Annotated in this window: 13 protein-coding genes; 9 read left to right on the top strand and 4 right to left on the bottom strand. The window is 37.7% G+C overall.

Annotated elements, in window-relative coordinates:
• Positions 1-382: 382 nt before the first annotated feature.
• From PSF86_RS17505 to PSF86_RS17475, 7 genes are all read left to right on the top strand, one after another.
• Entirely contained in the window at positions 383-706 is a 324-nt protein-coding gene (locus PSF86_RS17505) for an ArsR/SmtB family transcription factor (RefSeq protein ID WP_277901393.1), read from the top strand.
• A gap of 6 nt (positions 707-712) precedes the next feature.
• On the top strand, positions 713-1204 hold the full coding sequence (locus tag PSF86_RS17500; protein WP_277901392.1) for an SRPBCC family protein: 492 nt from the start codon (positions 713-715) through the stop codon (positions 1202-1204).
• Positions 1197-1835 carry a DUF998 domain-containing protein gene (locus tag PSF86_RS17495; protein WP_277901391.1) on the top strand — a complete coding sequence of 213 codons (639 nt, stop codon included), beginning with the start codon at positions 1197-1199 and terminating at the stop codon, positions 1833-1835. Before PSF86_RS17500 ends, PSF86_RS17495 begins: the two co-directional genes overlap by 8 nt.
• Before the next feature lie 3 nt (positions 1836-1838).
• Positions 1839-2207, top strand: coding sequence for a DUF1801 domain-containing protein (locus tag PSF86_RS17490; RefSeq protein WP_277901390.1), 369 nt, complete (start codon positions 1839-1841; stop codon positions 2205-2207).
• 142 nt (positions 2208-2349) lie between these two features.
• The gene (locus PSF86_RS17485; RefSeq protein WP_277901389.1) at positions 2350-2586 is read left to right on the top strand and encodes a ribbon-helix-helix domain-containing protein; all 237 of its coding nucleotides are present in this window, start codon (positions 2350-2352) and stop codon (positions 2584-2586) included.
• A gap of 45 nt (positions 2587-2631) precedes the next feature.
• Positions 2632-2919: a type II toxin-antitoxin system RelE/ParE family toxin gene (locus tag PSF86_RS17480; protein WP_277901388.1), complete on the top strand. Its 288-nt coding sequence runs from the start codon at positions 2632-2634 to the stop codon at positions 2917-2919.
• Between the two features lie 214 nt (positions 2920-3133).
• The gene (locus PSF86_RS17475; protein WP_277901387.1) at positions 3134-4117 is read left to right on the top strand and encodes an alpha/beta hydrolase; all 984 of its coding nucleotides are present in this window, start codon (positions 3134-3136) and stop codon (positions 4115-4117) included.
• Between the two features lie 294 nt (positions 4118-4411).
• Here PSF86_RS17475 and PSF86_RS17470 read toward each other — a convergent pair whose 3' ends face one another.
• The 4 genes from PSF86_RS17470 to PSF86_RS17455 all read right to left on the bottom strand — a co-directional run bounded on the left by PSF86_RS17470 (position 4412) and on the right by PSF86_RS17455 (position 7352).
• The gene (locus PSF86_RS17470) at positions 4412-4618 is read right to left on the bottom strand and encodes a DUF6327 family protein (protein WP_277901386.1); all 207 of its coding nucleotides are present in this window, start codon (positions 4616-4618) and stop codon (positions 4412-4414) included.
• A 126-nt stretch (positions 4619-4744) separates the two neighbouring features.
• A complete protein-coding gene (locus PSF86_RS17465) occupies positions 4745-5101 on the bottom strand; it encodes a phage holin family protein (RefSeq protein WP_277901385.1) in 357 nt (118 codons plus the stop codon).
• A 10-nt stretch (positions 5102-5111) separates the two neighbouring features.
• The gene (locus PSF86_RS17460) at positions 5112-5489 is read right to left on the bottom strand and encodes a YtxH domain-containing protein (protein ID WP_277901384.1); all 378 of its coding nucleotides are present in this window, start codon (positions 5487-5489) and stop codon (positions 5112-5114) included.
• A gap of 180 nt (positions 5490-5669) precedes the next feature.
• Positions 5670-7352, bottom strand: a complete 1683-nt coding sequence (locus PSF86_RS17455; RefSeq protein WP_277901383.1) for a glutamine--tRNA ligase/YqeY domain fusion protein — start codon at positions 7350-7352, stop codon at positions 5670-5672.
• 354 nt (positions 7353-7706) lie between these two features.
• Between PSF86_RS17455 and PSF86_RS17450 the strand changes: the two genes are divergently transcribed.
• Together PSF86_RS17450 and PSF86_RS17445 are read left to right on the top strand one after the other, a co-directional pair.
• Positions 7707-9896, top strand: a complete 2190-nt coding sequence (locus PSF86_RS17450; RefSeq protein WP_277901382.1) for a T9SS type B sorting domain-containing protein — start codon at positions 7707-7709, stop codon at positions 9894-9896.
• 4 nt (positions 9897-9900) lie between these two features.
• On the top strand, positions 9901-12039 hold the full coding sequence (locus tag PSF86_RS17445; RefSeq protein ID WP_277901381.1) for a PorP/SprF family type IX secretion system membrane protein: 2139 nt from the start codon (positions 9901-9903) through the stop codon (positions 12037-12039).
• Positions 12040-12056 lie beyond the last annotated feature (17 nt).

Here is a 12056-nt window from a genome sequence, read left to right as displayed (position 1 = left end):
AAACTGATTGAACAGTTTCTCCTGATATTGCTTTTTGCCTTGCATACTACAATATAGGTATCTAATGAAAGGAAAATATCAACCCTATGTCAATTTTTTGCTAACTTGTGCAACAGGCACAAGGCATATAAAAAATAGGCGAAATCATTAACAAACACAAGTTTTTAGCACATTTCAACCTTTGGTTTTAGCCAAAATTTCCTGACTCGAAAGCGCCTACTTTTCATATACTAAACGTTGGCGGGCATTATAAAAAGACATCCTGCAATCAATTAGCCCTAATCCCTAGAAATTAATTTGAAAAAAGAGAAAAATATTTGCGCAAGCAAATACTTGCATTTATATTTGCAAGCAATTACTTGCATAAATTGACAGTTAAATTATGAGAAGAGATGTTTTCAATGCTATTGCTGACCCAACTCGAAGAAGCATATTGATGTCGCTTACCTCCGAATCTCAAAATGTAAATGCACTAGCAGAGAAATTTGACATGACCAGACAGGCAGTTTCTTTGCATGTAAAATATCTACAAGAATGTGGGGTTATTTCAATTCAAAAAGCGGGTAGGGAACGGTATTGCAATTTAGAAATTCAGAAACTGCATGAAGTATCTGATTGGTTAGAACCATTCCGTAAATTATGGGAAGACAGGTTTGACAGAATGGATAGTGTATTAGAGAAATTAAAAAATCAAGCAAAAAAATAAATATTTATGAAGCGAAGCACGCAAATTATTGCAGAACAAGACAAACAAGAGCTCTTTATCGAAAGAGAATTTGACGCACCAAGAGAATTGGTATTTAAAGCCTTTTCTGAACCTGACCTTATTAGGCAATGGATGGGCCCAAAAGAAATGTCCACTGTTGTAGATAAGCTAATAAATCAATCGCATGGATCTTGGAGATTTACACACAAAGACCCACAAGGTAACAACCATTCGTTCAATGGGGTGATTCATGAAGTTGCTAAACCAGAAAGAATAATCCGAACATTTGAATATGAGGGTATGCCTGATAAAGGCCATGTGTCGCTAGAATTTTTGACCCTAGAAAATATTACTGACAACCATTGCAAAATGACCATTCAGATAATCTACAAATCTGTCATTGACAGAGATGGACATATCCAATCTGGTATGGAAAGAGGCGTTGTGGATTCTCACGAAAGATTAGATGTTTTACTTAAAACTTTAAAAAATGAATAAACTAACGTTTTCAAAGTATAGTGCTGTTGGATTTGTATCAATCCTATTTCTTTTACATATAATAAATACTACGGTGAATCCAACTTGGCAGCCAATAAGCGAATATGCCCTAGGTGAATTTGGATGGTTGATGAATTTGGCTTTCATTCTTTTGGGCTGTTCTTTTGCTTTTTCAGGTATGTTTCTAATTCAAAAGTTTACTAACATTGGTTCAAAAATCGGTGGAATTCTTCTGCTGTTGGCATCAGTAGGGAACTTTCTTGCAGGTTTTTTTAATACCGACCCTATTACAACAAGTCCTGAGAACATAACAGTTATTGGTCAAATTCATAGTGGTGCCGCAGGCTTGTTAGGGTTGATGATTATTGCTACCATTTTTGTTACAATTCAATTTTATAAGCAACCGTCTTTAAAACCTTTTAAAATCTCAATATTGTTAACCACTACTTTGGTTTGGTTGGCTGAGTTAATTTTGGTAGGTGGAATGGGCTATTATTTAAGTAAAACAAACGGCATGATTACAGAAGACACACCTATTGGTTGGTATGGGAGAATTGTAATAGTATTATGTGCTGTTTGGTGTTATGTCTGTGCTAATAATTTGCAGAAAGCTAATTTTCAAAGAACCTAATATATGAATGAAATAGAGCAGTTTATTGATGCAAAAATCAAACATGAATTTGAGCCTATTTTTTTAAAGTTCAGAACCTTAATAAAAGAGAAGTTCCCTACCTTACAAGAAGCAATGCGTGGTGGAACAGAAAAATATTATGGTGTTCCAGTATACAGACAGAACAAAATAATTATTTCAGTAAGTCCAACACAAAAAGGTATTACATTCTCATTTGCAGAAGGAAAACAGTTTGAAGACAAATATGGACTTTTAGAAGGTGTAGGAAACAAAACTTTAAATCTTAGAATAACAAGTCTGACCGACTACTCAGAAGAAGTTCTTGAGTACTACATTAGACAAGGAATTCAAATAGATAATAAGAAAAAATGACCCGCTAACAATGTATATAAAAAATCGCCTATTTTTTATATACTAACCGTTACCTTTAATTATCGAAATGCAGTATCCACGACTTGGCAACAATTTGGATACGGTACGTTTTTGGTGTATATTTACATCAAATAATAAAATTATGTCAAGACAAAGTATATCATTTACAAAACCGAATGACGAATGGTTAAGAGCCCAAGTGGACAATAAAGAGTATTCAAGCAAAAGCGAATTGGTTAACGACTTGATTAGACAAGCTCGAAAACAACAAGTTCAAATTGATTGGATTCGAGCAAAACTGGAAAGAGCTGAAAATAGCGGATTTACGACCGACAGTAAAGAAAGTATTTTAGCCCAATCAAAGTCTTTGCTAAAATGATATTTTTGGACAATCAAGCAGTTCTAATTAGGGGAAGCTTACAAAATGGCTAAATACAAACTGACTAATGAAGCCAAAAATGACTTGATTAGAATTCATCATTACGGAGTTGAAAAATTTGGAATGACTCAAGCAGACAAATATTTCGAATCTTTTTTTGAATATTTTGACATTATTGCTGAACGTCCTTTTTCATTTGAATCAGTGGATTATATAAAAAAGAGATATAGACGATGCGTATGTAGAATTGATAGTATTTACTATAAAATAAATGGAAATTTTGTCGAAATAATGGCAATTGTCGGACGACAAGATTTGAATGAAAAATTATAAGCGAATTAATAAAAAAACTGTTGCCAATAACTAAGATTCGTGTGGTCGGTACGGTCAAACATGAACGCCGTGTTGACTGAACCGGTAGTTGGTCACACAAGAACCGTTGGCAACAATTTGACAACTCATCCTTTAAAAGCAACAATTCAGAATTTAATTTTTCTAAAAATAGGATTTTAGATTCATTTTTGGCGAGAAATAATTAACTGAAAAAATGCGACACAAAATTTTTAAACGAATTATCAAGACACTTTTAATAGGTCTTTTTATTTATACACTAATCTGTTTAGCTCTCATTTACTGGCCGATTAAACTTGAAAAAAATGTAAAGAATTATGATTATAGTTCTGTTAAAAAACACACAGAAATAGCTTTAGGGACTGAACAATGGCTGAAAATGAGAGATGGCTATGAAATTTTTAGTAGAATTTATAAAAGTCAGAGCAAAGATGTGATGATTCTGATTCACGGCTCGGGATCTGAAAGTAGATATTTGTCAGAAATTGCAAATGAAATCGCAAGTAAAAATATTGCTACGGTAATAACTCCCGATATAAGAGGACATGGAAGAAATAAAGGAAGGCGAGGTGATATTGATTTTATTGGACAACTTGAAAACGATATCGAGGATTTAATCCAATTTAGCAATAAAAATCTTTATGCAAATAAAACCATTTTGGCTGGGCATTCATCGGGTGGAGGATTTGTCTTGAGGTACATTGGAAATCCAAAAAACATTCAAGTGGATAAAGCCATTTTACTCGCACCCTATTTAGGTTATAAGGCGCCCACGGTAAAACCCAATAGTGGAGGATGGGTGAAAGTCGCTTTAAAAAGAATCATCGGACTTTCTATGCTAAATAACTTGCATGTGAAAAGCTTAAATCACTTACCCGTATTGTTTTTTAATCGTCCTGAAAACATTAATGACAGCCTGCAAGTCCCTTCCTATTCATACAATTTGACAATGAATTTTGACACAAATGACCATCAAAATGAAATAAAAAACATTGATATACCATGTTTGGTCTTGGTCGGTAATGAGGATGAAAGCTTTTATCCTGAACAATTTCCAGTTGTATTTGAGCCCGCTAAAAAATTTGTGCGTGTTGAAATATTAGAAAATGTAAAACATTTAGATATTGTAAAGAACAGTAAAACGTTCAGGTTAATTGAAGAGTGGAACAAAAAGAATTAAAACTGTTGCCAACAAAGTATCCGCAAAAATAATTTATAAACCGAATCACAAGGTCAACTGTAGCCTTGTATGTAGCCTTACCCAATTTAGGGAAGGCTTCTATGAGCAAAGGAATTTTTATAGACACATGTTGGACTTTTTAGGAGATGGAAAACGGTTTTATGAACCGATTGCGAAAATTGCAACGTTAGCTAAAAAAGCTTAAAAAGGGCTGTTAAAATTCCAACTGAATTTTAACAGCCCTTTTTCCCCGACATATACCAAACAACATAACCAAAGTTTGGGGAGGATTTTTTAACCAAATATTTTGCGCATTACCTTAAGTGCTAACGCACGCTTGACAATATAGCCCGTGGTTTTGCCTATTACGTTCAAAAACCCCAAATCGTCTTTTAAGCCGTTATAATTCAGTTTTATTTCTTCTTTATGAATTTCTTTTTGAAGTTTAAGAACTTTTAGGTCTTTGTCAATTTCTTCAAATGAGGTATAAATCCTTTTCATTCGTTCAGTTTTTTTAAAAGAGGGAATCCATGCTTCGTGCTATAAAGCCATTATTCCATCAATTTTTTTTGATCTTTTATTATCTTCAACCGTTATTCCCACGCTAATTTAGCTGATACAAGAGGACTAGTCGTCAAAATCAAAAAAATCTTTTGAGGCTTTAATTAATATTTTCCTTTCAATGGTTTTTCTAAACCCATAATATGCAACAAGCGCAATTATAAGGTATATACCGCCCAGTATTAAAAATCCGAGCCCTAAATTATCCAGCCAAGCACCTATAAATAATGCCATTGCAAAGGTTAGTAATAGCATTGCTCCAAAAAGAACAGCTCCAATGGACATAAACAAGACCATTGAAGAGGTTCCTTTGGTAAGTGTTTTAAAGATGCTTAACTTATAGTACTCGTAATTTTTTTCAACAAACTCCTGTGTACTCTTATTAAGTCCTTCAAAATTTTCAGACAAATCGTTAAATGCCATATTAAGCTATCTATTTGGTTGCTTTTGCAACTTTGCTTTCTATTTTATTTACAACGCCTTCTTTTTGTAGTTTGGCGTTTTTGGCCCTTAGTTCTTCTAACTTTTCTTCCAGGGCCACCAAAATATCATCGGCCTTATAGCTCATGCTGGACAACGTGTCTTCCAGTTTGTGTTCAAATTCTGTTCGGGCATGATTTGCTTTGGCCGAAAGTTGGTTTGTTGTTTTTTTAAGTTGCTTTTCCAACTCTTTTTGAGTTTTCTTTGCATTCTTTTTAATTTTTTTTCGGGTCACGTCTCCTTTATCGGGAGCATACAAAATTCCAACACCAGCCCCAATGGCTGCGCCGGTAAGTAATGCTAATAATGTATTTCCTGTGTTGCTTGACATAGTTTTATTTTTTTCTGATTAATATAAATACTAAATTCTATGTAACCTAAGATACGTAAATTGAAAGAATTTTACGAATAAAAGCACCTAATTAGCCTATTATTAACACACTATGTTAAAGAAATAAAAAAGCACCCTGAATCAGCGTGCCTTTATAGCGAAATATTTTTATTAAGAATATTACTTACTGTCTATTTTTGCCCAAGTATCGCGTAGGCCAACAGTTTTGTTGAATACCAGTTTTTCATGGGTTGTATCACGATCTACGTTAAAGTACCCGATACGCTGAAACTGGAAATGATCGCCTTCTTTGGCGGTTTCAACACTGGGTTCTACATAACCTTTTACAATGCGAAGCGAATCTGGGTTTACAAATTCCAAAAAATCTTTTTCTTTGTGCCTATCTGGCTCTGCTTCGGTAAAAAGGCGATCGTATTCCCGAACTTCAACTTCTTTGGCATGTGGAATGGAAACCCAATGTAAGGTCCCTTTTACTTTTCGTTGGCTTTCGGGCGTCCCGCTTCCACTTTTGCTCAATGGGTCGTATGTGCAATGTACTTCAACAATATTCCCTTGATCATCTTTAACAGCTTTTTCAGCTTTGATAATGTATGCATTTTTTAAGCGTACCTCGCCCCCGAGCTTTAATCGGAAGAACTTTCTATTGGCTTCTTCCCTGAAATCTTCTTGTTCAATGTAAATTTCTCTAGAAAAAGGCACTTTTCTGTAGGTAAGCACGTCTTCTTCGGGATTGTTTTCGGCTTCCAAATACTCATCGGTATTTTCTGGATAATTGGTAATTACCACCTTAAGTGGGTTTAAAACCGCCATAATCCGTGGAGCCTTTTTGTTGAGGTCTTCCCGTGCATGAAATTCCAATAGAGAGACATCAATAAGGTTGTCGCGCTTGGCAATACCAATGGTTTTGGCAAAATTCTTTATGGAATCGGGGGTATAACCGCGCCTTCTCAATCCGGAAATTGTTGGCATGCGGGGATCATCCCAACCTTTTACAACACCTTCCTCCACCAAGCGGAGCAATTTGCGCTTACTTACCACGGTATGGCTTAAGTTCCTCCTGGCAAATTCGCGTTGTTTTGGTTTTACCTTGTTTGGGTCATAAACCTGTTCCAAAAACCAATTGTACAATTCGCGGTGCATGGCAAACTCAAGCGTACAAAACGAATGCGACACTTGCTCGATATAATCGCTTTCACCATGTGTCCAGTCGTACATGGGGTAAATACACCAATCGGTATTTGTTCGGTGGTGCGCTTTGTGCAAAATGCGGTACATTACGGGGTCGCGCATGAGCATATTAGAAGAAGCCATGTCTATTTTTGCACGCAAAACATGCTCCCCTTCTTTAAAGTCCCCGTTTTTCATCTGTTCAAAAAGCGATAAGTTTTCCTCAACGCTTCTATTTCTATAGGGGCTTTCTGTTCCAGGTGTGTTGGGTGTGCCTTTTTGTTCGGCTATTTTTTCGGATGGCTGACTGTCTACATAAGCCTTCCCTTTTTTTATCAGTACCAGAGCCCAATCGTATAATTGCTGGAAATAATCGGATGCATACCGCACTTCGTCCCATTTATACCCGAGCCACTCAACGTCGCGTTTAATGGCATCGACAAACGCTTGCTCTTCCTTTGCGGGGTTGGTATCGTCGAACCTTAAATTTACCGGGGCATTGTATTTTTCGCCCAGCCCAAAATTTAAACAAATGGAACTTGCGTGCCCAATATGTAGATAACCGTTAGGCTCAGGCGGAAAACGAAAACGAAGGCCCTCTTTGTTAAAGCCTTCCTTTAGGTCGTCTTCAATGATATGTTCTATAAAATTTAATGATTTTGCTTCTTCTGCCATTTTTTAAAACTTATAAGCTGCAAAATTACGTAAATTTTAGGGTTTTATGGATGTGGATGCCCCAAAATGGAAAAAGTGGGGTTTGGTTAAGTTATTAACACAATTTTTTATGAGATTTTTCAGAAGGTAAAATTTTTAAAATCCTATAAAAACATAGGTTTTTGGGTTATTTTTTTACAAACCGATGAGTATGTTTTGTCTTAAAAATGTGAATAACTTTACGAAATACCTTCTTGGCATATAAAAACGGGCGTTTCACCACAATTTGTAAGAATTGTTGAAAAAATCTAATAACTTTGGTTTTCTATTTCAGAAAGTTGTTACTTTGTGTTTGCCCAAAATAAACCATGAACTATGAATAGAACTTTACACCAAAAATCTATTCGTCTTTGCCTACTGTCTATGCTCATAGGAGTTGCTACAGTGTATTCGCAAGATTTAAAAAAGCCCATCTTGGGATTTTCAGATGCTTGCGCTTCCAAAGACTACAATAGCTTTACCGTTGAATTTAAATGGGATCCCAACCCAATTGTGGAATCCGATAATAAATTCGTGCTTGAACTTTCCAATGCCAACGGCAGTTTTTCTTCCCCTACAACACTTGCAACCATTTCTGACAAAAATACGGTATTCGACTTTGACGTTGAGTTCAACATGCCCCAAGACGTGCGTGGTGAAAACTACAAAGTACGTATAAGGAGCACAAATCCAGCCAAGACAAGCCCGGCCAGTGACCCCTTTGGCGCTTACTACCTCAATGTAACCGAGCCATTGGTGGTTAACAATTTTGAAGAAGCATCGGTTTGCGAGGCCGCTACCGTTTATCTGGAAGTAGACAACTACCCAAATGAAGCTTCGTACAATTGGTACAAAGACATGGCAATGATACCGGGAAAACACGAATCTTCCATTGAAGTTACCGAGCCTGGGATTTACTTTGCCGAAATTGATTATGGAAGCTATTGCTCAACATCAACGGCTTCCAACTTGGTAGAGGTTTATATTGAAAATTCCTTAGGCGCAGAATTGATAGGCGCTAAGAAAGTATCGCTTTGCCAAGACCAAACATATACCTTGACCACGGATTTGGACGATCCATCCATGACATATGGCTGGTACAAAGACGGCGAGCTACTTGAAAAAAACCACAGCAACACGCTGGTGGTAAATGGCAGCGACCCCGGTTTTGCCGGCGATTACTACGTGGAACTGGAACAGCCCGGTGGCTGTAAAGAAAAAACATCGACGGTGAAAATAGAGGCGGGAGGCTTTGATTTAAGTCTTGAGGCGCTTGGCGGCACGGTGCTTTTGCCACAGCAAACGCTTACACTTCAAACTTCAACAACGGCGGTTTCGGCCAGTTACCAATGGTATAGAAATGGCCAGCTATTGGCCGATGAAAGTGCCGACAAGCTTGTTGTGGGCGTTCCCGGCGACTACTACGTAAAAGTTTCGCAGACCGACGGATGTATTGCCAGTAAAACTTCGGATGCCATTACAATTGTAGAGCCTTCAGATTATGTGGCGTATGTTTCGTCTTCAAATTATAGCGATTGCAACAATAGCTCGGTTACCATATCTCTTGATAAAATAGAAGCCAATGCAACTTCAGAAGAAGTATACAACATTCCGCAGTCTGCATGGAACGGGTTTTCATACCAATGGGTATATAACGGAAATCCCTTAACAGGAGAAGCATCCAAAAGCATTGAAGTTTCAAGCCCGGAAAACAACGGCAAATATGCCTTGGTTGTTACCATGGAAAACGGCAAGAGGGTTACTTCTGAAGCGTTTAACGTAAAATTAGGCTTGCATATTTCCCCTCAGATTACAGGCAACAGAAATGTTGCTTGCGATAGCGGTAACACGATTGAAATTACTTCTACCGTTACAGACGAAAAATATACATACACATGGTATAGGAACAATGTTGAACTTACTGAGAATACTCCGAATTTCGCTACCAACCTTTCAGGAACGTATCAATTAAAAGTAAGTGCCTACGGCTGTTCGGTAGCATCAAACGAATTTGTGATTAATCCATTCGATGCTTCCATGGTTACCATTGATGCCCCAGAAACCATAGCCGTTCCCGAGGGGGAAACAAAAACGGTTACAGCTTCGGGAGGAGATGCTTACCAGTGGTTTAACACCAAGAACGAATTGATAAGCAACGGGCCATCGGTAACTTTATCCGAAGAAGGCGAATATACATTATTGGCTTCCGTTGGGGAGTGCCAAGCTACAAATACCGTTAAGTTTACCAATTTAGTGAGCTACGTAGTTCCAAACGTTATAACACCCAATGGAGATGGCTTTAACGACTTGTGGATCATACCAAACTCGTATGCATACCAAAAAGACGTTACAGTAAACATTTACGAGCAGTCCGGAGCACCAATATACCGAGCATCGGCCTATCAAAACAATTGGCCAGAGTCGTCCAGCATTATGTATACCGGAGGAAGGCCGCCCATATATTATTACAAAATTACCAAAGGAAAAGAAACATTAAAACAAGGTACCATTACCGTGATCAAATAAACTAATGAAGCTCAGGTTATTCTCAATCCTACTCCTACTGCTGTGTACTTGCTCCCTTTTTGGGCAGGAAGACGAGGCTGTTGTATCCATTGAGATCCCAGCACAAAACCTTTTGAAGTTTGATCGCTTTTTGATCAACCCGACTTTTTCAACGGTAAACGAAGATTTTTCTTATTTGAATTTTTATCACAGAAACCAATGGGTAAGCTTTGAAGACAATTACCAAACCTATTTGGCAAGCTATTCCGGAAGGATAAGCGATAGGTCTGGGCTTGGGCTTAGTATTTACCATCAAAAATTCGGGACCATTTCCAATTTTGGTGTTATCGCTAATTACGCATATGGAATCAGGCTGGCAGAACGAAGCAATCTTACATTCGGTTTCAATTTATCGTATTACAATAGTGGCATTGATAAAGGCAATATAAATACGGGACAGCCAGACGACCCGTTGATTGCCGACCTTCAAGACGGTTCTTTGTTGACCTTTCAGCCGGGAATAAACCTTTCTTTGGGAAATTTCGACATTGGTGTATATGCCGAAAACGCATTTGATTACAACATAACCAATGGAGAGTCACTAACCGATTTTGGCGATAAAACCTTTACCGGGCACTTAATGTATACCAAACGGTTTCAAAATGGGCAGGGCATTATGGAAGATGCCAGGCTCAGTGGCTTAACAAGGGCACGCCGTGTTGGCGACGACTATGTAAACCTGTCCGGGAGCTTGATTTTAGATTTGCCCAAACTTGGGTGGTTACAAACCGGGTACGACGATTATTATGGCATTGCCGCTGGTATTGGTTTTAACATTACCAAACGGCTTTCGTTGGGCTATACCTTTGAGAAAGGCATAGAAGACGACGTGGCCAACTTTGGGGTAACCCACGAAATTAATTTTGCCTATTCCTTCCAACCAACGCTTAGTGAAAACCGTGTGTTCGAAGATTTGGAAGAAGACGAAAACCTGTTGATGGTAGAAAACGAAGAAACACAAGATACCATAACGGATAAAGATGCAGAAATTGCCCGGCTAAGAAAACTGGTAGCCGAAAACAACATGATTATTGATGAAATGATGTTTAAGCAGGATTCCATGGAAGAAGCCAGAAAGAACGATATCAATAAGAGGTTTGCCTATATCCTAAAATACATTAACGATAATAAGGGGGCGCCCAACCAACAACAAGTAAAGGAGAATGTGGTGGCAATGATGAAAGAAATGGATGAAGACGCCTATAAGGAAGCCGATAAAAAATATACCAATGAGTATAACAAATTAAATCCCGCTAGCAAATATTCATACGCTACTAATAACAATAACAAGAGAAACAACAGCAATAGGGTTTCCCCAAAACCAGTTGGCAAGCAAAGCGTAAGTTCCGGCAAAGTATTAACTGCATCGATGACTACAACAACCATAGCCAATGTAGAAGACGGGGCTTACGTGATTGCTAACGTATACAAGACGGAGGATTATTTAAATAAGTTTTTAGACCAATTGGATGCCCAGGGAATCGATGCCGGGTACTTCGAAAAGAACGGTCTTAAATACGTTTATATTAAAAGATACGACAATGTAAAACAGGCAAGACAATCCTACAACGATGACCTTGCCCAAACCTATAACGGCAATGTCTGGTTGCTAAATGTTAGGAACAACAACCCAGCCTCTTATTCAAACACAGATACCGCTTATGCAAACAAGAATGTGCATAAAGATAATGGAGATACTAAGCAAGAGGCATTTGCCCATAGCAGTACGTCATACAATAACAACGCCACGTATGGCAATAACGGCGTATCATATTGTACCGATAGGTATGTGGCAAGAATATTAGCGTCTGATAAATATGGATATTCTGAAGCCCTCACCCAAGAAATTCCCCATGAAACGACAGCGCCCAAAAAGGGCTATTACATTATTGCCAATGTATTTGCTGAAGACGAAAATGCCGATCGGTATATTAAAAAATTAAAAGGCGAAGGCTACAATGCCAAATTCTTTATAAACCCAAAAAACAATTATAAATATGTATACATAAGTAAATATGAAAGTTGGCAAAAGGCCATGGTCTCTTACCGGGAAAACATTAATTACAAAAGGGATATTTGGATAATGCCCATGAAGAGCACTTAGCAAGCACTTATAAAGCA

The organism is Galbibacter pacificus (genome assembly GCF_029603165.1).
GTDB lineage: Bacteria > Bacteroidota > Bacteroidia > Flavobacteriales > Flavobacteriaceae > Galbibacter > Galbibacter pacificus.
This window is presented reverse-complemented; position numbering and strand designations above follow the sequence as displayed.